The organism is Salmonella sp. 5800, assembly GCF_046558195.1.
GTDB classification, from domain to species: Bacteria; Pseudomonadota; Gammaproteobacteria; order Enterobacterales; family Enterobacteriaceae; genus Salmonella; species Salmonella enterica.
Map to the genome: position 1 here is coordinate 127,167 of NZ_JBGDOX010000008.1, position 23,174 is coordinate 150,340.

Sequence of the window (23,174 nt, forward strand, 5' to 3'; positions counted from 1 at the left end):
ATCGCATTAGCTCAGGCGACCGTGACACTGTTTGTATTTCTTACCGGAACCGCAAGGGCAAGGATCGTTACGTCCAATCTTACGTTCGCCGGTTTGGGCGGCCAGATCGGCAGCCACGGCGGCATCGTCATCCTGATGGCTTAGCTGCTGCATCTGCGCCAGGCGCTCCGCCTCTTCGCGACGCTGCATTTCCATCGCTTCGACCTCTTCAGGCATACGTACCTGGACTTTGCTCAGGGTACTGATCACTTCATATTTCAGCGATTCCAGCATCGCGGCGAACATAGCGAAGGATTCGCGCTTGTATTCCTGCTTCGGATCTTTTTGCGCATAGCCGCGCAGATGAATACCCTGACGCAGGTAATCCATCGCCGCCAGGTGCTCTTTCCACAGGGAATCGAGCGTTTGCAGCATCACGCCTTTTTCGAAATGACGCATCATTTCAGCGCCAACCACCTCTTCTTTACGCTGATACACCTCGATGGACTGCGCCAGGATGCGCTCACGCAGCGTCTCCTCATGCAGCTCCGGCTCTTTATCCAGCCATTCGGCAATCGGCATCTCCAGGTCGAAGTCGTTTTTCAGGCGTTCCTGCAAACCCGGGATATCCCACATCTCTTCCAGCGACTGCGGCGGAATGTAGGCGTCGATAGTCGCCTTAAAGACATCTTCGCGAATGCTGTTAATGGTGTCGCTCACGTCAGACACATCCAGCAGTTCGTTACGCTGGGTATAAATTGCACGGCGCTGATCGTTCGCCACATCATCATATTCCAGCAGTTGCTTACGAATATCGAAGTTACGGCTTTCTACTTTACGCTGCGCGTTAGCGATAGCTTTCGTCACCCACGGGTGCTCAATCGCTTCGCCCGGCTTCATCCCCAGTTTACGCATCATACCGGAGACACGATCGGAGGCGAAAATACGCATCAGCGCATCTTCCATCGACAGGTAGAAACGGGAAGAACCCGGATCGCCCTGGCGACCGGAACGGCCACGCAGCTGGTTGTCGATACGGCGGGATTCATGGCGCTCGGTGCCAATGATATGCAGACCGCCGGCAGCCAGAACCGCGTCATGGCGTACCTGCCAGTCCGCTTTAATCTGCGCAATCTGTTCTTCCGTCGGCGCTTCCAGCGCGGCGACTTCCGCCTGCCAGCTACCGCCCAGCATAATATCGGTACCACGACCCGCCATGTTAGTAGCGATAGTGACCGCCGCTGGATAACCAGCCTGCGCAACGATGCCTGCTTCGTTGGCGTGGAATTTTGCGTTCAGGACGTTATGTTTGATGCCCGCTTTGGTCAGCTCTCTGGAGACCACTTCAGATTTCTCGATAGAAATCGTCCCGACCAGCACTGGCTGACCGTTCGCGGTACGCTCTTTAATATCTTCGATAATGGCCTGGATTTTTTCCGCTTCGGTCATGTAGACCAGATCCGGCAAATCTTTACGGATCATCGGACGGTTGGTCGGAACAACGACGGTGTCCAGCTTATAGATAGAGCTAAATTCGAAGGCTTCAGTATCCGCCGTACCGGTCATACCGGCCAGCTTTTCATACAGACGGAAGTAGTTCTGGAAGGTGATAGACGCCAGCGTCTGGTTTTCATTCTGAATTTCAACGCCTTCTTTCGCTTCTACCGCCTGGTGCAGACCGTCAGACCAGCGACGCCCCTGCATGGTACGACCGGTATGTTCATCAACAATGATGACTTCGCCGTCTTTCACAATGTAATCCACGTCACGGGTAAACAGCGCGTGCGCGCGCAGCGCGGCGGTGACGTGATGCATCAGCATAATATTGCCAGGCGAGTAGAGCGACTCGCCTTCATCCATAATGCCTTCTTGCACCAGTAGCTCTTCAATCAGCACCAGACCGCGTTCGGTCAGGTTAACCTGGCGCGCTTTCTCATCAACGGAGAAGTGGCCTTCGCCCTGGAAAGTGTCAGAATCTTCTTTCTCCTGACGAATCAGGTGCGGAATGATTTTGTTCACTTTTTTGTACATTTCCGAGCTATCTTCCGCCGGGCCGGAAATAATCAGCGGCGTACGCGCTTCATCGATCAGGATGGAGTCAACCTCATCCACCAGCGCATAATGCAGTTTACGCTGCACGCGCTCTTCCGGGCTGAACGCCATGTTGTCGCGCAGGTAGTCAAAACCGTATTCGTTGTTAGTGCCGTAAGTGATGTCGGCAGCGTAAGCTTCACGTTTGGCGGGCGCAGGCATACCTGGCAGGTTGATACCAACGGACATACCGAGGAATTCGAATAGCGGACGGTTGTTTTCGGCGTCACGCTGCGCCAGATAGTCGTTCACGGTTACCACATGAACGCCTTTGCCGGACAGCGCGTTCAGGTAGGCTGGCAGCGTTGCGGTCAGCGTTTTACCTTCACCAGTACGCATTTCGGCGATACAGCGATCGTTGAGCACCATACCACCCAATAGCTGAACGTCGAAGTGACGCATCCCAAAGACGCGTTTACTGGCTTCACGCACCACCGCGAACGCTTCCGGAATCAGGCTCTCTACGCTTTCGCCTTTTTCAATACGGGCGCGAAATTCGTTGGTTTTCGCTTTCAGTTCGTCATCGGAGAGTTTTTCCATCTCCGGTTCCATCGCATTAATAAGGCTGACGGCCTTACGCATACGACGCAGCGTACGATCGTTACGGCTACCGAATACTTTGGTTAATAATTTGATTAGCATAATAAAGTCTCAAATGCCCCGCGCCGCGGAGCTACAAATAAAGTAAAAGGGTCTTTTTTCGTTAGCTGAGACGTTGCGGACCGGCGCGGATACCCTGCGCCTGACTTATCCAGGCCGGGATGCTAAATGCGGTTTGTGGCGCAAAATACGTCAGGGAGAGGCGGCGAACAATCGCCGGCGGCGTGCCCTCCTGCGTGAGCATCGCGCTGAGCGTATTCAGTAAGGCGATATGATGCGCCTGTAATGGCGACGGCGCGTCGGCAACGGGCAGCGTTTGCGGCGCCATTGCAAAAGAAAGGTGGCGAATCACCGTGCGAATAGCGTGCTGATGCCAGTAATCTACGGTGAAATTGGGACGACGGTTAGAGGCTTCTAACAGCGCAAAATGGCTAAAGTTAACTTTAGACGCGGTGCTGGCGGTCGTCCTTGCAGGCGTATTGGTTTCAGCGGCGTTACTGAGCGCGGGCAAACCAAAACTCGCCGCGACCATCCCTAATAAGAGATGCGGCCAGAAGTATCGTCTGCCTAACTGTCGCCAGCGCGTCAGTATTCCACTCACGTCATTGCCACCTGATATGCCCCTCATGGGCTTACGGAATCAAAACAATTTGCGCACAAATCTTATCATTAAAGCGTACGCGCTACAGCAGTAATGACGAGAAGCTAAGGTGAAAATCGGCTAAGAAAACAGCGAACGCGCCGTGTTTCCATTTAACCCTGTCAAAATGGCTGATTAAGGAAAGCGCAGATAAAGGATAGTAAAAAAAACGACTGGCTCGCCTGGCCGGAGAGAGTGCCAGGTTAACCAGTCGAATTTTATACGACAGCGTATGTCGTTATGCCAGTACCGTCGAAGGCGCTTTGAAAGCCAACGGCAGTTCTGCGTCGTCCTGGAAGGTCACAAATTCCCAGGCCTCCTGTTTTGCCAGGACTGCCTGTAACAATTTGTTATTCAATGCGTGACCGGATTTATACGCGGTAAACGCACCAATAATATTGTGACCACACATGAACAAGTCACCGATCGCGTCGAGCATTTTGTGACGAACGAATTCATCTTCAAAACGCAGGCCGTCTTCGTTCAATACGCGATAATCGTCAACAACGATGGCACAATCGAAGCTGCCGCCCAGGCACAGGCCGCGGGACTGCAGATATTCGATATCACGCATAAAACCGAAGGTACGCGCACGGCTGATCTGGCGCATGAACGCATCCGCAGAGAAGTTCATCGCGTAGCGCTGGCTGCTGGAATCGATCGCCGGATGGTTAAAGTCGATGGTGAAATCCAACGTAAAACCATTGTACGGTCTGAATTCAGCCCATTTATCGCCATCTTCAACCCGAACAGTCTCTTTGATGCGTACGAATTTTTTGGCGCAGTTCAGTTCATCAATACCGGCATCAAGCAGCAGGTAGACAAACGGAGCGGCACTGCCATCCATGATCGGGATTTCCGGGGCATTAACCTCAATAACGATGTTATCGATACCTAAGCCCGCCAGAGCAGCGTTCAGGTGCTCAACGGTTGAAATCCGTACATCATGCTCATTCACCAGACACGTACAGAGCATGGTATCACGCACAGATTTGGCATCGGCCGGGAAATCTACCGGTGGATTCAAGTCGGTGCGACGATAGATGACCCCGGTATTGGCCGGCGCAGGGCGTAATGTCAGGGTGACTTTTTTGCCGGTGTGTAAACCGACGCCAGTCGCCTGAACGATACGTTTAAGTGTCCTTTGTTTGATCATCGTATAATCTCGCCAAATTACCTATCCAACCGAAGTGTACTATACATTCGGCGGGCCAGTTTAGCACAAAGAGCCCAGAATCCCAAATTCCAGCTAATTCTTAATCAGCTTGCTTACGCAGGAATGCGGGGATATCCAGATAATCCGGCTCTTTCGCCGCCTGTGGTGTATTGTCGTTAACCACTTTCGCGACCGTTTTTTGCTCCTGCGTCAGCGGTGCCATACCGTGCTGCTGATAACGATCCAACACCGGCTGCTGCACCTGTTTATTGGTCACCAGAGTGATTTCAGGACGCTTGTCCATACCAATTCCAGTGGCAACAACGGTCACGCGCAGTTCGTCGTTCATATCCGGGTCCAGAGAGGTACCGATAACCACGGTGGCGTTATCCGATGCAAAGGCACGGATGGTGTTGCCGACGGTTTCGAACTCATCCAGACGCAGGTCGAAGCCCGCCGTAATGTTGACCAACACGCCGCGCGCGCCGGACAGGTCGATATCTTCCAGCAGCGGAGAAGAAATAGCCATTTCAGCCGCTTCTTCCGCACGGTCTTCACCGCTCGCCACGCCGGAGCCCATCATTGCGTAGCCCATTTCAGACATCACGGTACGCACGTCAGCAAAGTCAACGTTCATCAGGCCCGGGCGGGTGATCAGCTCTGCGATACCCTGAACCGCGCCTTTCAGCACGTCGTTAGCCGCGCCGAACGCGTCGAGCAGGGAGATGCCACGGCCCAGCACTTTCAGCAGCTTGTCGTTCGGGATGGTGATCAACGAGTCCACATGCTTGGACAGCTCGGTGATACCCTGCTCCGCAAATGCCATGCGCTTTTTGCCTTCAAAATTGAAAGGCTTAGTCACCACGGCAACGGTCAGAATACCTAAATCTTTTGCCACTTCAGCAACCACTGGCGCCGCGCCGGTTCCGGTACCGCCGCCCATGCCTGCCGCGATAAATACCATGTCTGCGCCTTCAAGCGCCGCACGCAGCGCTTCACGGTCTTCGTCCGCCGCGTTACGACCGACTTCCGGGTTAGCGCCGGCGCCCAGACCTTTGGTAATGCCGCTACCAATTTGAATGGTCTGGCCAACCGCCGTTTTACGCAACGCCTGAGCGTCGGTATTCACCGCGAAGAATTCAACACCTTCGATGCGCTCGCGCACCATGTGTTCAACAGCGTTACCGCCGCCACCACCGACGCCGATGACTTTAATCACCGCGTCGTTGGTTAGTTCCATAGGTTCAAACATAATCTCTCTCCGTCATGTGCCTGTCGCCTGAGGCCGTAATATCTGGCGGCCTCATAAAAATTAAAACTCTTTTCGCAGCCAGCTATTAAGTCGCTTGATCCACGAGCCAACTGATGCCGTAACACGTTTTTCCACTTCTGCTTCACCGTTTAAGTGGGACTCTTTCCCGTAGTGAAGCAATCCCACCGCCGTTGAGTAATACGGCTCCTGGGCATAATCCGTCAGACCGGTGATATTCAGCGGCGCGCCGATACGCACCTGCGTATGAAACACGCGCTGAGCGCAAGCAGCAAGCCCTTCGATTTGCGCCGCGCCGCCGGTTAACACAATCCCCGCCGCCAGGTGATGTTTTACCCCTTGTTGGCGAAGCTGTTCCTGTAATTGCAATATCTCTTCGTTGACCAGATTGAGCAGCTCGGTGTAACGCGGCTCAATCACTTCCGCCAGCGTCTGACGTTGCAGGCTGCGCGGCGGACGCCCGCCTACGCTCGGTACTTCAACGCTTTCGTCTTTACCGACGATGGAACCCAGCGCGCAACCGTGGCGGACTTTAATGGCTTCAGCATCGCTCGGCGGCGTACCAAAGGCATAAGCGATATCGCTGGTCACCACGTTCCCCGCGTAAGGGATCACTTTGGTATGACGCAGCGCGCCGCCAGTATAAACGGCGATATCCATTGTACCACCGCCGATATCCACGACACAGACGCCCAGTTCACGTTCATCTTCCGTTAACACGGAATAACTGGCCGCCAGTCCGGCAAATATCAGTTGGTCAACTTTCAGACCACAACGTTCAACAGCTTTGACAATGTTTTTTGCCATATCGTTGTGGCAGGTAATCAAATGTACTTTCGCCTGCATACGCACGCCGGAAAGACCGACCGGATTTTTAATGCCTTCCTGGTAGTCAATGGCGTACTCCTGAGGAATCACATGCAGCACGCGATGTTCATCGCGCACGCGCACTGACTTCGCAGTATGCACGACGTTTTCCACATCTTCCTGCGTCACTTCCTCTTCGGAAATGGGCACCATACCAATTTCATTCTGACAGCTAATATGTTTGCCGGAAAGCGCCAGATATACCGAGGAGATCTGGCAATCGGCCATCAATTCCGCCTGGTCAATGGCGCGCTGAACGCATTTCACCACTGACTCAAGGTCATTCACCCCGCCTTTATCCATACCCCGCGATGGGCAACTGCCCACGCCAATGATATTGACCATACCGTCGGGCAGAACTTCCCCTACTAAAGCGGCAACCTTCGCGGTGCCAATCTCCAGTCCTACTACCAGTTTTCTGTCCGTCGCCTTGATCATTGTTGTTCTGCCTGTGCCTGATTCTGTTGCTGATTAGATTCCTCAGGGGGGAGCGGCGCCCAGCCAACTGCCGCACCTGAGTCATAACGCAAATCAACGTAGCTAATCCGTTTGCCATCGGTTTGCGCCTGCTGCTGTAAAACCGGATAGAGTTCTACAAAGCGAGCCAACCTTTTCATCGTATCGCCCCTGCCGAGATTGAGCTTAATGCCGTTATTAAGCGTCAATTGCCAGGAGCGACGTGCGGTCATCGCCGCTTCCTTTAGAGTGAATTTATCCTTAGCCAGCACCTGCCCCATCTCGCGGTATCCCTGCAACACTTCACTCGCGCTGCCTTCCGGGCCATACAACATGGGTAAAACCTGTTTGCCGATGCGGTCTGACGGCACGCTGAAGGTGTTCCCTTCAGCATCGACCATATGTTGATCATTCCAACGCGCAATCGGCACATATTCAACCAGATGAATCTTCAATTCATCAGGCCACTGTTTTCTGACGCTGGCCTGTTTAATCCACGGCAAACGCTCAATCTGGCTCTGGATAATGTTCACATCCTGCGTCATGAAGGTTCCCGGCGCGCCCAGAGCCAGTATCGCCTGACGGATATCATCGTTACGCGTGTAGTGACGCTCGCCGGTTAATACCAGCTTTGATAACGGTAAACGCTGCGCATCTTCCATCCACCCTAACACGACCCACCCGCTAACAAACACGGTGCACAGTACCGTCAGCAGGAATAAAATTCCTGCAAGACGCGTTCCATTATTGCGGCGTGAAGAAGGCGTCTCTTCATCACTGTTTCGCGTGTTCAGCGCAGCCTGCGACATATCAGTCCGCCAACTCCAGAATTCGTACCACTAACTGCGAGAAGCTCATTCCCGCCTGACGCGCCGCCATCGGCACCAGACTATGGCTGGTCATCCCCGGAGAAGTATTGGCTTCCAGCAGATAAAACTGACCATCGCTGTCCAGCATGACGTCAATACGCCCCCATCCCGTGCAGCCTAAAGCTTTCCATGCCTGCAGGACGAGAGACTGTAGCGCGGCTTCCTGGGACGCATCTAAACCGGCAGGGCAGAAATACTGAGTCTCATCAGAGAGATACTTCGCCTCATAATCATAGAAGGTTCCTGCCGGTTGGATACGAATTGACGGTAAAATTTCTTCGCCAACTATCGCCACCGTAAATTCCGGACCGCACAGCCATTTCTCAATCAGTATTTCGTCATCATGCTGAAAAGCCAATGATAACGCACCCTGTAAAGCATTTTCTTCTACTACTTTCGTCATACCGACGCTGGAGCCTTCACGGCTGGGTTTGACGATCAGCGGTAAACCCAGCGCCGAAATTCGCGCTTTTTGTTCTTCGCTAAGGCCTTTTTCAAACTCAGCGCGCGTCAGCGCGACCCACGGCGCAACCGGTAAGCCTGCGCCCTGCCACAGCAATTTACTGCGCAGTTTATCCATGGAAAGCGCCGAGGCCATCACGCCGCTGCCGGTATAAGGCAGGCCGAGCAGTTCAAGCATTCCCTGTAAGGTGCCATCTTCACCGCCACGGCCATGCAACGCAATAAAGACCTTCTGAAAGCCCATTGCTTTAAGCTGCGCGACATCGACCTCTTGCGGATCGACGGGATGCGCATCAATGCCGCCTTCACGTAACCCGGCCAACACTGCCGCGCCGGAATTTAACGAAACGTCCCGCTCCGCAGAGGTTCCGCCCAACAGGACCGCGATTTTATCAGCCATGTTGCTCTTCCTCCTGGATTTGCGGCTTCAGCTTGATTTCAGATAAGTAACGCGCAATTTTGCCAACATTTCCTGCGCCTTGCACTAATATCAAGTCGTTACCCGTCAGCACCGGCGCTAACATTGTCGCAACCTGAGCCGGATCGGAAACCAGAATCGGGTCAATTTTTCCCCGATTACGAATCGTACGACATAAAGAACGGCTATCCGCGCCCGGAATCGGCGCTTCGCCCGCCGGGTAAACGTCCAGCATCAGCAGCGCATCAACCTGGGTCAGCACATTGGCGAAATCGTCATACAGATCGCGCGTGCGCGTGTAACGGTGCGGCTGAAACAGCATCACCAGGTTTTTATCCGGCCACCCTGCTCGCGCAGCTTTAATGGTGGCGTCTACTTCAGTCGGATGATGGCCATAATCATCCACCAGCATCGCCGTCCCGGCTTTACCATTCACCGGCTCAAGCGGAAACTCGCCGAGGAAGTCAAAACGACGCCCGGTCCCCTGGAAGCTTTCCAGCGCGCGCAGGATAGCGTCATCGGCGATGCCTTCTTCGGTCGCTACCGCCACTGCCGCGGCGGCATTCAGGGCATTGTGGCGACCCGGCGCATTCAACGTGACATGCAGATCCGGCATTCCCTGGCGCAACAGCGTAAAGTGCCCCTGCGGCCCTATCTGCTGATAATCTTCTACGCGGACGTCAGCATCCTCGCTAAAGCCATACGTCGTGGTCTGACGCCCCACCCGCGGCAGCAGCTCGCGGATGACCGGATCGTCGACGCACATTACCGCGCGACCGTAGAACGGCAGGTTATGCAGGAAGTTAATAAACGTCTGCTTTAAATTTTCAAAGTCGCCATGATAGGTATCCATATGGTCGGCTTCGATGTTGGTGACGATCGCGACCATCGGCTGCAAATGCAGGAAGGACGCGTCGCTCTCATCGGCCTCGGCAATCAGATAACGACTATGGCCCAGACGCGCATGAACGCCTGCGGCTTTCACCAGTCCGCCATTCACGAAAGTCGGGTCCAGCCCCGCTTCGGCATAAATACTGGACACCATCGCGGTCGTTGTGGTTTTTCCGTGCGTCCCGGCAATGGCGATGCCGTGGCGAAAGCGCATCAGTTCCGCCAGCATTTCCGCACGGCGAATAACCGGAATACGCGCTTCATGCGCCGCGACAATTTCCGGGTTATCCGCGGAAATTGCGCTGGAAACGACGACCACGCTGGCATCACGCACATTTTCCGGACGATGGTTAAAGAAAATCGTCGCCCCCAGGCTCGTCAACTGCTGGGTCACCGGATTCGGCGCTAAATCGGAACCACTGATCTGATACCCTTCATTGGCCAGAACTTCGGCAATACCGCCCATACCAGCACCACCGATGCCGACAAAGTGAATGTGCCGAACGCGACGCATTTCGGGCACGATGGAACGCAGTTTTGCCAGTTGTTGTGTATTCATTCTTTACGCCATTAACTCCAATACCCGCCATACTTCAAATTGCAGATGCGTTGGCTTGCCTGCAACCCAAATTATTGAGGGTAGAAAAACCCTGCGATGCAAAAGGCACCGCCACAAATTATGTCCGGGCAACCCGGCTGACTTCACTGGCGACGCGTTCGGTAGCATCCGGAATGGATACCGCGCGGGCACGCTCCGCCATGGTTAACAACGCCTCGCGCGACCACCCCGCCAGGGTGTCGGCGACAGCCTCTACACTAAACTGCGGCTGCTCAAAAATCTTAGCTGCGCCGGCGTTTTCTAACGGCAGCGCATTCCAGTACTGCTGCCTGTCTTTATGCTGAAACGGCACGAATATCGCCGGTAACCCGGCGGCGGCGATCTCGCTCACCGTTAAAGCGCCGGAACGACATACCACCACATCCGCCCACGCATAGGCGGCGGCCATGTCATCGATAAATTCCGTTACCTTATGTTGCGGTTGTCCCGCCCCGGCATATGCCTGCTCTACCGTGAGCTGCGCGCCTTTTCCGCTTTGATGCCAGATTGTAACCGTATCGCCCAGTCTGGCGGCAACCTGCGGCATCGTCTGGTTCAGGACTCGCGCCCCCTGAGAACCGCCGACCACCAACACGCGAATCGGGCCGTCACGACCGGCCAGACGCACCTGCGGCAACGGCAACGCCAGTACGTCGGTACGCACCGGGTTACCCACCACTTCCGCGTTCGGAAACGCACCGGGAAACGCCTGCATCACTGTGGTCGCGATTTTGGCCAGCCACTGATTGGTTAGCCCGGCGATACCGTTTTGCTCATGCAAGACGACCGGAATACCCAATGACCATGCGGCAAGACCGCCGGGGCCGGAAACATAACCGCCCATTCCCAGCACGACATCCGGCTTAAACCGCTTCATGATCGCCCGCGCCTGCCGCCAGGCGTTAAAAATCCGCAGCGGCGCCGCCAGAAGCGCTTTTACGCCTTTACCGCGTAGACCGGAGATCCGAATAAAGTCAATGTCGATGCCATGCTTCGGCACTAAATCCGCTTCCATACGATCGGCGGTACCCAGCCAGCGAACCTGCCAGCCCTGGGCCATTAAATGATGCGCAACGGCCAGTCCGGGGAACACGTGCCCGCCGGTACCGCCCGCCATCACCATTAACCGCTTCGGTTGACCACTCATCGAGAACCTCGTGTAAACGCCTGCGCTTTTTCCAGACGCGTTTCATAATCAATACGTAATAAAAACATAATGGCCGTCGACATAATCAACAGACTCGACCCGCCATAACTGATCAGCGGCAGCGTAAGGCCTTTGGTCGGCAGCATCCCCGCGGCCGCGCCAACGTTTACCAGCGCCTGGAAACTAAACCAGATACCGATAGAACACGCTAAAAATCCGGAAAAACGGTGGTCAATCTCCAATGCCTTACGGCCAATCGACATCGCGCGAAAAGCGACGAAGAATACCATTAAAAGCGCCAATACCACACCGATATAACCCAGTTCTTCCCCAATAATGGCGAAGATGAAATCGGTGTGCGCCTCCGGCAAATACTCCAGTTTCTGCACCGAATTCCCCAGCCCTTGCCCCCATATCTCACCGCGCCCAAAAGCCATCAGCGACTGCGTCAGCTGATAACCGCTGCCGAACGGATCTTCCCAGGGGTTCCAGAACGAGGTAACGCGGCGAATACGATACGGTTCGGCGAGGATTAACAGAATCACCGCCGAGATGCCCATCCCGATAATGGCGATGAACTGCCATAATTTCGCCCCGGCGAGAAACAGCATCGCCAGCGTGGTGACAAACAGTACGACCACCGTCCCGAGGTCAGGCTGCGCCAGCAGTAACACCGCCAGCACCAGAATCACGCCCATTGGTTTTAAAAAGCCGCGCAGATTGTTGCGCACTTCATCAACCTTACGCACCAGATAGTTCGCGAGGTAGCAGAACAGCGACAGCTTGGTAAACTCCGCAGGCTGAATACGCAGCGGCCCCAGCGCAATCCAGCGCGACGCCCCGTTAACCGAGCTCCCGACGACCAGCACGATAAGCAGCATAATGATCGACGCAATCAGCATCGTCGTGCTGTATTTTTGCCAGAAGGTCATGGGCAAACGTAGCGTGACCATCGCCAGACAAAATGCCAGGAAGATATAGAGCGCATCACGTTTGGCAAACAAAAACGGATCGTTCGCCAGGCGCTGCCCGACTGGCATGGAGGCCGACGTCACCATGACAAAACCAATCGCCGCCAGCCCGAAGGTCAGCCATAGCAGCGTGCGGTCATACATGATCAGACTGTCGGCGTCTTTATCGCGCGAAGCCATCACCCAGCCTTTAAGCGCCGCAAACAGCCAGGCCAGGAGGCCAAAGCCTGGTACGCGCGGCATTCTCAGACGGGGGAGAGATAAACGCATCAACCTAACTCCTTCGCCAGACGGGTAAAGACATCGCCCCGTTGCTCAAAATTTTTAAACTGATCGAGGCTGGCGCAGGCGGGCGACAACAGCACCATATCACCCGGCTGAACGCGCGGCGCCAGCAAACGCATCGCCTCTTCCATCGTCTCAGTCTGTTGGGCGATTTCCGGACGCAGTGCGGCAAGCTGCGCGCCATCGCGCCCAAAGCAATACAGGCGGATACGATCGCCGGTCAGATAGCGCGCCAGCGGAGAAAAGTCTGCCGACTTACCGTCGCCGCCCAGCAGCAGATGTAGCGTACCGTCCACATGCAAACCGTTTAGCGCCGCTTCGGTACTGCCGACGTTGGTCGCTTTCGAGTCATTGATCCAACGTACGCCGTTATGCTCCAACGCCAGCTGGAAGCGATGCGCCAGACCGGTAAATGTCGTCAACGCTTTCAAACTGCTGGCGCGCGGCAGACCTACGGCATCCGCCAGCGCCAGCGCCGCTAACGCATTGGTATAGTTATGCTGCCCGGAAAGCTTCATCTCTTTCACGTTCAGCACCTTCTCGCCTTTGACTCGCAGCCAGGTTTCGCCCTGCTGACGATTAAGGTGATAATCACCCATATTGACGCCAAAGCTGACGCAGCGCTCATCGGCCCCGCGAACCGGCATCGTCAACGCGTCATCGGCATTCACTACGCACACTTTCGCCTTCTCGTAGACGCGCAGTTTCGCCGCCCGGTACTGTTGCAAACCAAACGGATACCGGTCCATATGATCTTCAGTGACGTTGAGCACCGTTGCCGCCGCCGCTTGCAAACTTGACGTGGTTTCCAGTTGGAAACTGGATAATTCCAGCACGTACAATTCGCGATCGGCATCCAGCAGCATCAGCGCCGGAAGACCGATATTGCCGCCAACGCCGACATTGACGCCCGCCGCTTTCGCCATCTCGCCCACTAAGGTGGTCACGGTGCTTTTTCCGTTCGAGCCGGTGATGGCCACAATCGGCGCTTGCGCTTCGCGGCAAAACAGTTCGATATCGCCGACAATTTCCACTCCAGCGCTGGCGGCAGCGCTAAGAGAGGGATGCGCCAGGGCGATGCCAGGGCTGGCGACGATTAAATCCGCCGCTAAGAGCCACTCGTCGTTCAGGCCGCCAACGTGACGCTCAACCTCTTGCGGCAGCTTATCCAGACCCGGCGGCGTCACGCGAGTATCCATCACCCGCGGCGTGACGCCGCGGGCAAGGAAAAAGTCCACGCAAGAGAGTCCGGTTAAGCCCAGACCAATAATGACGACGTTTTTGTCCTGGTAATCAGCCATGATTAACGTACCTTCAGCGTTGCCAGGCCAATCAGGACCAGCATCAGCGAAATAATCCAGAAGCGCACAATCACGCGCGGTTCCGGCCAGCCTTTTAGTTCATAGTGGTGATGGATAGGCGCCATACGGAAAATACGCTGTCCGCGTAGTTTAAAGGAACCCACCTGCAGGATGACCGACAGAGTTTCCACCACAAAGACGCCGCCCATAATCACCAGCAGGAACTCCTGACGCAGCAGCACGGCGATAATGCCCAACGCGCCGCCCAACGCCAGCGATCCGACATCGCCCATAAAAACCTGCGCCGGATAGGTGTTAAACCACAAGAATCCTAATCCCGCGCCGACAATCGCCGTACAGACAATCACCAGCTCCCCCGCATGGCGTAAATACGGAATATGCAGGTAATTGGCGAAGTTCATGTTCCCGGTCGCCCAGGCCACCAGCGCAAAGCCGGCGGCAACGAAAACAGTCGGCATAATCGCCAGACCATCAAGCCCGTCGGTCAGGTTTACGGCGTTACCCGTACCGACGATGACAAAGTAGGACAGCAAAATGTAAAACAGCCCCAATTGCGGCATAACATCTTTAAAGAACGGCACCACCAGTTGGGTCGCGGGCGTGTCTTTCCCGACGAGATAAAGCGCAAAGGCCACGCCGAGCGCGATAACCGACATCCAGAAATATTTCCAGCGCGCAATCAGCCCTTTGGTATCTTTCCGCACCACTTTGCGGTAGTCATCGACAAAACCGATAATGCCGTAGCCGATCAATACCACCAGCACGCACCAGACGTACGGGTTAGACGGGTAAGCCCATAACAGAACGGAAATCACAATCGCCGTCAGGATCATGATGCCGCCCATCGTCGGCGTACCGCGTTTACTGAAGTGCGATTCCGGGCCATCGTTACGTACCACCTGGCCAAAAGAGAGTTTTTGCAGACGAGCGATCATACGCGGGCCCATCCATAAAGAGATGAACAGCGCGGTCAACAGGCTGACGATGGCGCGAAACGTCAGATAAGAAAAGACGTTAAAGCCGGAATAATATTTGACCAAATGCTCGGCCAGCCAAACTAACATGAACCTTTCTCCTGTAACGCATGAACCACATCTTCCATCGCGGCGCTGCGTGATCCTTTCACTAAAATAGTCATCATTGGTTGCTCCTGAAGCAGAGCGTGTAAACGCGCAATGAGCGCGGCTTTATCGGCAAAATGTTCGCCGACGCCGCTGGCGTGGCTGATAGCCTGACTGAGTTTTCCGGTGCTTAACACGCGATCAATACCCGCCGCTTTTGCGGCCTCGCCAACCTGGAGGTGGCACGCTTCGCTTTCTGCGCCCAGCTCGGCCATATCGCCTACCACCAGCACGCGGTAGCCGGGCATTTCAGAAAGGACCTGCACTGCGGCGGTCATCGAACCGACGTTGGCGTTATAAGCATCATCGAGTACCAGTTGGTTTTCACTTAGCTGAATCGGGAACAGACGCCCGGGTACAGCTTTTAACGCCGCCAACCCTGCTTTAACCGCCATCAGCGTCGCCCCCACCGCCATTGATAAAGCAGCGGCCGCCAGCGCGTTGGCAATATTGTGCCGCCCTGGCAACGGCAGCAGCACATCAATGCTGCCCATCGGCGTTTGCAGAGTAAATTCGGTACCGTGTGACGTCACGTGGATATTCGCAGCGGTAAAGTCGCTGTTTGCCGCATTCGGCGAAAAACGCCACACCTGACGATCGCCAATAATGCTTTGCCAGTTCAGCCAGTCATTATTATCGGCATTCATAATCGCGATACCGTTCTCAGGCAAACCGGTATAGATTTCGCCTTTCGCTTTCGCCACGCCAGCCAACGAGCCGAAGCCTTCCAGATGCGCCGCCGCCAGGTTATTGACCAGCGCCGCTTCCGGGCGTGTCAGGCTAACGGTCCAGGCGATTTCTCCCTGGTGGTTAGCGCCTAACTCGATTACCGCATAGTCATAATCATGGTTTAAGCGCAGCAGCGTTATCGGCACGCCGATGTCGTTGTTAAAATTGCCTGCGGTATACAGAGTGTTTCCGCACTGGCTAAGAATCGCGGCGGTCATCTCTTTGACCGAAGTTTTGCCGGACGAACCGGTTAACGCCACCACCCGCGCCGGTACCTGCATACGTACCCAGGCGGCCAGTTGGCCAAATGCCTGACGCGTGTCTTTTACAATCACCTGCGGAAGATCGATATCCAGAGGACGACTGACCAACAGGGCGCCAGCGCCGTTCGCTTTTGCTTTATCAGCAAAATCATGCGCATCAAAGCGTTCCCCTTTCAGCGCCACGAACAGGCATCCCGGCGTCACTTTCCGTGTGTCGGTAATGACCGTATCGAGCGTGAGATCCGCCCCGCGGTGTTCGGCGCCAAGGACATCGGCAATTTTGCTGAGCGTTACGCTAATCATGCGATCACCCCCAGCAAACGCGCTGCGGTCACGCGGTCTGAATAATCAAGACGCTGCGTGCCGACAATCTGGTAATCCTCGTGCCCTTTACCTGCAATCAGCACAACGTCATTGTCTTTTGCCTGCATAATGGCATTGGTTACCGCCTCAGCGCGGCCTTCCATTACCCTGACCTGCCCGGCGTCCAGCATTCCGGCCAGAATATCGTTGATAATGGCGCGCGGCTCCTCGGTACGCGGGTTATCGTCAGTCACCACGACGATATCAGCGAATTCTTCGGCAATGGCCCCCATGAGTGGGCGCTTACCTTTGTCACGATCCCCGCCACAGCCAAAGACGCACCACAATTTTCCGGCGCAGTGCAGACGCGCCGCCTGCAACGCTTTTTCCAGCGCATCCGGCGTGTGCGCGTAATCCACCACCACCGTCGGTTTGCCTGGCGCAGTGAACACTTCCATACGTCCGCAAACCGGCTGCAAACGCGCGGCGGTTTTCAGCAAATCCGTTAACGGATAGCCCAGCGCCAGTAGCGTCGCCAATGCCAGCAGTAAGTTGCTGACGTTAAACGCGCCCATCAGGCGGCTTTCGATTTCGCCTTCACCCCAGCTTGAAGCAAAACGAATCGTCGCTCCGCGGTCGTGGTAGTCCACCGCCTCCGCTTTCAGCCAACGACCGTGACAGTTAGGGTTGATATGCCCTTCCATTGATACCGCGACCGCATCGGGTAGCGACGCCAGCCAGCGGCGTCCAACTTCATCATCGGCGTTGACGATTGCCTGACCGTGATGGTGGGTGGAATAAAGCATCCATTTTGCCGCCTCGTAATGCGCCATATCGCCATGATAGTCGAGATGGTCGCGGCTCAAATTAGTAAACACGGAGGCGGCAAATTTCAGCGCCGCCACGCGATGCTGCACCAGGCCGTGAGAAGAGACTTCCATCGCGCCGAAGGTCGCGCCCTGCGCAACCAGACTGGCCAGCACATGCTGAACATCCACAGCGGAACCGGTTGTGTTCTCCGTCGGGATCACTTTACCCAACAGTCCGTTGCCTACCGTTCCCATCACTGCGCTGGTTTCGCCGAGCAACTGGCTCCACTGCGCCAGTAGTTGAGTAGTGGTGGTCTTGCCATTGGTGCCGGTCACCGCCACCAGACGCATGTTTTCAGATGGCTCATGGTAAAAGCGGCCCGCCAGCGCAGATAAACGCTCATTGAGCTGGCTGAGATAGACGACCGGTACGCCGTGCATTTCGCGAATCTCACCGTCGGCCGCCTCGTCTTTCGCCTCTGCAATAATGGCAGCTACGCCTTGCGCTATCGCCTGCGGGATATATCGACGCCCGTCCGCCTGATGACCCACTACTGCCACAAAGAGATCGCCCGCCGCAGCCACACGGCTGTCGAGCGTCATCTCTCGCAGTTCTCGCGCGGGTAGTCCAGCCACCCACGGAGCAAGAAGGTCGCGCAAATTACGATCTGCCACCTGTTCCCTCGCCTTGATTAATTACGAATTCATTTTTTTCGCCCGTTGCCAGCGCGTCCGGTTCGATGTTCATGGTGCGCAGAACGCCGCCCATGATGGCACCAAATACCGGCGCGGAAACGGCGCCGCCGTAGTATTTACCCGCCTGCGGATCGTTGATGACAACCACCAGAGCGAAGCGCGGCTGACTCGCAGGCGCGACGCCTGCGGTGTAAGCAATGTATTTGTTGATGTAGCGACCGTCCGGCCCCACTTTTTTCGCCGTACCGGTTTTAATCGCGATACGGTAGCCTTTAATTGCCGCCTTCACGCCGCCGCCGCCCGGCAGCGCCACGCTTTCCATCATATGCACCACGGTGCGTACGGTGGATTCAGGGAAGATGCGTTCGCCGGGTACAGGCGGATCAACTTTGGTAATCGACAGCGGGCGATAAATGCCATAGCTGCCGATCGTTGCATAGACTCGCGCTAATTGTAACGGCGTTACCATTAGCCCGTAGCCGAAAGAGAAGGTGGCCCTCTCTATGTCGGACCACCGTTGTTTTTGAGGATATAAGCCACTGCGTTCTCCGACCAACCCCAAATTGGTCGCCTTTCCTAGCCCAAAACGTGAGTAAGTATCTACTAACGCTGAGGACGGCATCGCTAACGCCAGTTTGGATACGCCGACGTTACTCGACTTCTGCAGAACCCCGGTCAGGGTTAATTCGCTGTAGCGCGCCACGTCTTTAATTTCGTGGCCGTTAATTCGGTATGGAACGGTATTCAACACCGTATTTTCGTTGACGATACCGCGCTGAAGCGCGGTCATCACCACCATCGGCTTAACCGTAGAACCCGGTTCAAACACGTCGGTGATGGTACGGTTACGCATCGCGTCTTTCGGCGTACCGGCAAGGTTGTTGGGGTTATAGGAAGGGCTATTCGCCATCGCCAGTACTTCACCGGTATTGACATCGACCAGCACCGCGCTACCGGATTCCGCCTTGTTAAACGCCACCGCGTTGTTCAGTTCGCGGTAAACCAGCGCCTGTAAGCGTTCATCAATGCTTAACGCCAGGTTGTGCGCTGCCTGACTGTCAGTGGAGGAGATATCCTCAATCACGCGACCATAGCGGTCTTTACGCACGATTCGCTCGCCAGGCTGACCGGTAAGCCACTTATCAAAGCTCTTTTCAACGCCTTCAATCCCCTGACTGTCGACGTTGGTAAAACCGATGAGGTGAGCGGTTACTTCTCCTGACGGGTAGTAGCGGCGTGATTCTTCACGCAAATGAATGCCCGGCAGTTTGAGTTTTTTGATGTAGTCCGCCATGTCAGGATTTACCTGGCGCGCCAGATAAATAAAACGCCCTTTCGGGTTGGCGTTGATACGGGCGGAGAGCTGATCGAGCGGGATATTTAGCGCAGTAGAAAGCGCTTTCCAGCGATCGCCGACGCTGATGCCGCCGGCGTCATGAACTTCTTTCGGGTCGGCCCAGATCGCCTTAACCGGTACGCTGACCGCCAGTGGACGCCCGGAACGGTCGGTAATCATACCGCGTGAGGTGGAGACTTCCTGAACACGCAGCGAACGCATATCGCCCTGACGCACCAGCATATCCGGGGCGATAATCTGTAGCCACGCCGCGCGTCCAAGTAAAAAAACCAGCGCCAGTAAAATACAGCCGCATAGCAACGCAAAACGCCAACTGATGAAGTTGGTCTGTTCTTCCTGGCGTTTCGATTTTTGCGTTTTTGCCGCTGCTTTCATGCGTCGCGTTTATCCTTATTTTTGCACTACGATATTTTCTTGGGACGGATCAACATGCTGCATTTGCAGCTTTTCCGTTGCGATCCGCTCCACCCGGCTGTGATCGCCGAGCGCATTTTCTTCAAGGATCAGGTTGCGCCATTCAATGTCCAATGCATCGCGCTCCAGAACCAGTTGTTCACGCTGCGCGGTGAGTAAACGAGTATGGTGCGCCGTCGTGACCACCGTCACCGCCGTTAAAATGATGCAAATGAACAAGCAGAGTGGCAGCTTCCCGAACCGCAAAAGATCGTCACCGATCACGCCAGGCAAGGCATGGCGCTCGTTGCTTCCTATCGATCCCTTCACTTTGCTTAGGGCTTCTGTCACTCTGCTGATCATGCGTTCGTCCTCTCTGCGATACGCAGAACTGAACTACGGGCCCGAGGATTTTCAGCTACCTCTTTTTCACCCGGCATCAACTTGCCTAACGCTCGTAACTCACGACCGCCCAGTTTTTTGAGCTGCGCTTCCGTCATCGGTAATCCCGCCGGTATCTGCGGACCGCGGCTTTGCTCACGCATAAAGCGTTTCACAATACGGTCTTCCAGCGAGTGGAAACTGATGATTGAAAGCCGCCCGCCTGGGGCCAGTACGCTGAGCGAGCTTTTTAGCGCCTGCTCTATCTCCTCCAGTTCACTGTTTACCCAGATGCGCACCGCCTGGAAGGTACGGGTCGCGGGATGTTTGAATTTGTCTTTTACCGGGGTCGCCGCCGCAACCACTTCCGCCAGCTCTTTGGTGCGGGTCATCGGCTGTTCGCGATTGCGCTCAACAATGGCGCGAGCAATACGTTTGGCAAAACGCTCCTCGCCGAATGTTTTCAGCACCCAGGCGATATCCGCCTCCTCCGCCGTTTGTAACCACTCGGCGGCAGACTGGCCGCGCGTCGGGTCCATTCGCATATCCAGCGGACCGTCGCGCATAAATGAAAAACCGCGCTCCGCATCGTCAAGCTGCGGAGAAGAGACGCCAAGATCGAGAAGGATCCCGTCAATCTTGCCGGTAAGCTCGCGCTCGGCTACATAATCAGCCAACGCCGAAAAAGGTCCATGAATGATGGAGAAGCGAGGATCATTAATGGTCTGCGCAACGGCGATCGCCTGCGGATCGCGATCGATCGCCAGCAAGCGCCCCTCTTCGCCCAGTTGCGAGAGGATCAGGCGCGAGTGGCCGCCGCGACCAAATGTGCCATCAATATAGATACCATCCGGACGAATATTCAGCCCATTAACGGCTTCATCCAACAGTACCGTAGTGTGTTTAAAATTTTCCATCATCTTATAGAGACAAGTCCTGCAGCCGCTCCGATAACGTTTCGGTAGCTGACTGTTCAGCGTCGATATCTTCCTTGACCTGTTGATACCAGGTCGTTTCATCCCACAGCTCAAATTTGTTGAACTGTCCAACCAGCATCACTTCTTTCGTCAGTCCGGCATGTTGCCGCAGAACTGGCGCGATCAGTAATCGACCTGCACCATCCATCTGACATTCGCTGGCATGGCCCAACAGTAAACGCTGTACGCGACGTTCTACCGGGTTCATGCTCGACAGACGAGATAACTTTTGCTCAATAATTTCCCATTCAGGCAGGGGGTAAAGCAGCAGGCATGGGTGATGGATGTCAATGGTACATACCATTTGACCGGTAGCGCTCTCGATCAGTTGCTCCCGATAACGGGTCGGCACGGTCAGGCGCCCTTTACTGTCGAGATTGACTAACGTTGCCCCCCGGAACATGCCAGTCTCACCCCTTCTTACCACTTTATCCCACAAATTCCCACTCGAAGGAGTTTACGGAGCGGAGGAAAAGCTTGTCAAGCAAGTCACAACGCTTACCTAAGTAAAAAAGCCAATGTTTACGGCGAATATCTGCGTTGATTAATTTCCACCCAGCGTGCAAGTCAAATTAACGTTATGAATATTTGTAAGAAAAAAACCAAAGACCCACCGCCGTTTAAAACGGACTCAATATAATCCGAGAAAAATATAAAGTGTCAGTTTGCGACGCGAGCGGCATTTTAGGACATATTGCACCGTGTTAACAGTGCCTGTTTAACGTGTGCAGCGCCTGCTATACCAGCGCCTACGAGCGACTGTCGCGCCAAAGACAAAAAGTGGCTGTTAATTCGACGATTTCTTGCCTGCTTGTAACAAAACAAGACAAAAGAAAAGACTCGTTACGTCTTAATTAGTGGAATATGGACGATTTCGGACAAAAGAAAGGTAATAAAAAAGAATTTTCGGATAATTTTAAGGAATAATCTTAATTATTTGAGGGATATTTTTACTGATACGCATTTGTTTGACGGCGGCAGAAGAGAGAGTCTTTTACCGCCGGTCCTTTAGCTACGGCTCAGAATGCCGCGACGATACAGGTTTCGCCGAATACGCGTTAAGCCGGGTTTCGGTTTACGCGGTTCATCAAGACTTGCCAGCACAATCTCCAGCACGCGTTCCGCGACATCACGATGACGCTGCGCCACCGCCAGTACCGGGCATTGCAGAAAATCCAGCAGCTCATGATCGCCGAAGGTCGCAATCGCTAAATCCGAGGGCAGTTTTCCATCGCGCCGCAGCGTAACGTCCATCACGCCCTGTAATAGCGCGAACGATGTCGTAAAGAGCGCCTGCGGCATAGGATGCGTTTCTAGCCATTTCTCAAACAACTGCGCGGCGGCTTCGCGCTCATAGCTGTTGGCATATAAGAAACTCACCTCCCGCGGATCGTCTTTCCATGCGGTGCGGAACCCCTGCTCGCGCAGGAAACTGACGGACAACTCCGGCAGCGCGCCCAAATAAAGCACCGTTTCCGCCGGGAATTTACGCAGCTCTTCCGCCAGCATCTCGGCATCATCCTGATCGGCGCCGACCACGCTGGTGAAATGTTCGCGATCCAGCGCGCGGTCGAGCGCGACGATGGGGAACGGATCGTTGGCCCAGCGCTGATAGAAGGGATGTTCCGGCGGTAACGAAGTTGAAACAATGATTGCATCCACCTGGCGTTGCAAAAGGTGCTCAATGCAGCGCATTTCGTTATCCGGCTGATCTTCAGAACAGGCGATCAGCAGTTGGTAGCCACGCTGGCGTGCCTGGCGCTCAAGATAGTTTGCGATACGGGTGTAGCTCGTGTTTTCAAGGTCCGGGATCACCAGACCAATGGAACGTGTGCGTCCAGCACGCAGCCCGGCAGCCACAGCGTTAGGATGGTAATTGTGCTCACGCACTACCGCCATGACTTTTTCTACGGTTTTGTCGCTCACGCGGTATTGCTTTGCTTTACCGTTTATAACGTAGCTTGCAGTTGTGCGCGAGACACCGGCCAGCCGAGCGATTTCATCCAGTTTCACAATTGCCCCTTGTGTAAATTGTACAAACCATAACCTTTATGTCGGCATGGGTTAAAATCGTTAACATCTAAGCGCAGTTTGATCACTCCGGCAACCGCTTTTATTCCGGG

The 23,174-nt window shown here is 54.9% G+C and carries 19 protein-coding genes; all 19 read right to left on the reverse strand.

What is annotated here, in order from left to right; all coding sequences use genetic code 11:
* Nucleotides 1–6 precede the first annotated feature (6 nt).
* Nucleotides 7–2,712: a preprotein translocase subunit SecA gene (gene secA / locus ACLJZ5_RS15910; protein WP_000905756.1), complete on the reverse strand. Its 2,706-nt coding sequence runs from the start codon at nt 2,710–2,712 to the stop codon at nt 7–9.
* Between the two features lie 61 nt (nt 2,713–2,773).
* Nucleotides 2,774–3,271, reverse strand: a complete 498-nt coding sequence (gene secM, locus ACLJZ5_RS15915; RefSeq protein WP_024798008.1) for a secA translation cis-regulator SecM — start codon at nt 3,269–3,271, stop codon at nt 2,774–2,776.
* A gap of 277 nt (nt 3,272–3,548) precedes the next feature.
* Entirely contained in the window at nt 3,549–4,466 is a 918-nt protein-coding gene (lpxC, locus tag ACLJZ5_RS15920) for a UDP-3-O-acyl-N-acetylglucosamine deacetylase (protein WP_000595487.1), read from the reverse strand.
* 100 nt (nt 4,467–4,566) lie between these two features.
* Nucleotides 4,567–5,718, reverse strand: a complete 1,152-nt coding sequence (gene ftsZ / locus ACLJZ5_RS15925; protein ID WP_000462785.1) for a cell division protein FtsZ — start codon at nt 5,716–5,718, stop codon at nt 4,567–4,569.
* 60 nt (nt 5,719–5,778) lie between these two features.
* A complete protein-coding gene (gene ftsA / locus ACLJZ5_RS15930) occupies nt 5,779–7,041 on the reverse strand; it encodes a cell division protein FtsA (RefSeq protein ID WP_000588463.1) in 1,263 nt (420 codons plus the stop codon).
* A complete protein-coding gene (gene ftsQ, locus ACLJZ5_RS15935) occupies nt 7,038–7,868 on the reverse strand; it encodes a cell division protein FtsQ (protein WP_000075728.1) in 831 nt (276 codons plus the stop codon). Before ftsQ ends, ftsA begins: the two co-directional genes overlap by 4 nt.
* Before the next feature lies 1 nt (nt 7,869).
* Nucleotides 7,870–8,790 (reverse strand): D-alanine--D-alanine ligase, encoded by a 921-nt coding sequence (locus tag ACLJZ5_RS15940; RefSeq protein WP_000763894.1) that lies wholly within the window; start codon nt 8,788–8,790, stop codon nt 7,870–7,872.
* The gene (murC, locus tag ACLJZ5_RS15945; RefSeq protein WP_001096070.1) at nt 8,783–10,258 is read right to left on the reverse strand and encodes a UDP-N-acetylmuramate--L-alanine ligase; all 1,476 of its coding nucleotides are present in this window, start codon (nt 10,256–10,258) and stop codon (nt 8,783–8,785) included. Before murC ends, ACLJZ5_RS15940 begins: the two co-directional genes overlap by 8 nt.
* Nucleotides 10,259–10,376: 118 nt before the next feature.
* Nucleotides 10,377–11,444: an undecaprenyldiphospho-muramoylpentapeptide beta-N-acetylglucosaminyltransferase gene (gene murG, locus ACLJZ5_RS15950; protein WP_024797376.1), complete on the reverse strand. Its 1,068-nt coding sequence runs from the start codon at nt 11,442–11,444 to the stop codon at nt 10,377–10,379.
* On the reverse strand, nt 11,441–12,685 hold the full coding sequence (gene ftsW / locus ACLJZ5_RS15955; protein ID WP_001239803.1) for a cell division protein FtsW: 1,245 nt from the start codon (nt 12,683–12,685) through the stop codon (nt 11,441–11,443). The genes murG and ftsW overlap by 4 nt, the downstream gene beginning before the upstream one ends.
* A complete protein-coding gene (murD, locus tag ACLJZ5_RS15960; RefSeq protein ID WP_000796443.1) occupies nt 12,685–14,001 on the reverse strand; it encodes a UDP-N-acetylmuramoyl-L-alanine--D-glutamate ligase in 1,317 nt (438 codons plus the stop codon). Before murD ends, ftsW begins: the two co-directional genes overlap by 1 nt.
* A 2-nt stretch (nt 14,002–14,003) precedes the next feature.
* Nucleotides 14,004–15,086, reverse strand: coding sequence for a phospho-N-acetylmuramoyl-pentapeptide-transferase (gene mraY, locus ACLJZ5_RS15965; RefSeq protein WP_000964138.1), 1,083 nt, complete (start codon nt 15,084–15,086; stop codon nt 14,004–14,006).
* Nucleotides 15,080–16,438, reverse strand: coding sequence for a UDP-N-acetylmuramoyl-tripeptide--D-alanyl-D-alanine ligase (murF, locus tag ACLJZ5_RS15970; protein ID WP_024797377.1), 1,359 nt, complete (start codon nt 16,436–16,438; stop codon nt 15,080–15,082). The genes mraY and murF overlap by 7 nt, the downstream gene beginning before the upstream one ends.
* Nucleotides 16,435–17,922, reverse strand: a complete 1,488-nt coding sequence (gene murE, locus ACLJZ5_RS15975) for a UDP-N-acetylmuramoyl-L-alanyl-D-glutamate--2,6-diaminopimelate ligase (RefSeq protein ID WP_024797378.1) — start codon at nt 17,920–17,922, stop codon at nt 16,435–16,437. Before murE ends, murF begins: the two co-directional genes overlap by 4 nt.
* Nucleotides 17,909–19,675, reverse strand: a complete 1,767-nt coding sequence (gene ftsI, locus ACLJZ5_RS15980) for a peptidoglycan glycosyltransferase FtsI (protein WP_000642235.1) — start codon at nt 19,673–19,675, stop codon at nt 17,909–17,911. The genes murE and ftsI overlap by 14 nt, the downstream gene beginning before the upstream one ends.
* A gap of 15 nt (nt 19,676–19,690) precedes the next feature.
* A complete protein-coding gene (gene ftsL, locus ACLJZ5_RS15985; protein WP_000625651.1) occupies nt 19,691–20,056 on the reverse strand; it encodes a cell division protein FtsL in 366 nt (121 codons plus the stop codon).
* Complete coding sequence (gene rsmH, locus ACLJZ5_RS15990) at nt 20,053–20,994, reverse strand: 16S rRNA (cytosine(1402)-N(4))-methyltransferase RsmH (protein ID WP_000970443.1); 942 nt, start codon at nt 20,992–20,994, stop codon at nt 20,053–20,055. Before rsmH ends, ftsL begins: the two co-directional genes overlap by 4 nt.
* A 1-nt stretch (nt 20,995) precedes the next feature.
* On the reverse strand, nt 20,996–21,454 hold the full coding sequence (mraZ, locus tag ACLJZ5_RS15995) for a division/cell wall cluster transcriptional repressor MraZ (protein ID WP_000488294.1): 459 nt from the start codon (nt 21,452–21,454) through the stop codon (nt 20,996–20,998).
* A gap of 605 nt (nt 21,455–22,059) precedes the next feature.
* Complete coding sequence (gene cra, locus ACLJZ5_RS16000) at nt 22,060–23,064, reverse strand: catabolite repressor/activator (RefSeq protein WP_000762407.1); 1,005 nt, start codon at nt 23,062–23,064, stop codon at nt 22,060–22,062.
* Between the last annotated feature and the right edge of the window lie 110 nt (nt 23,065–23,174).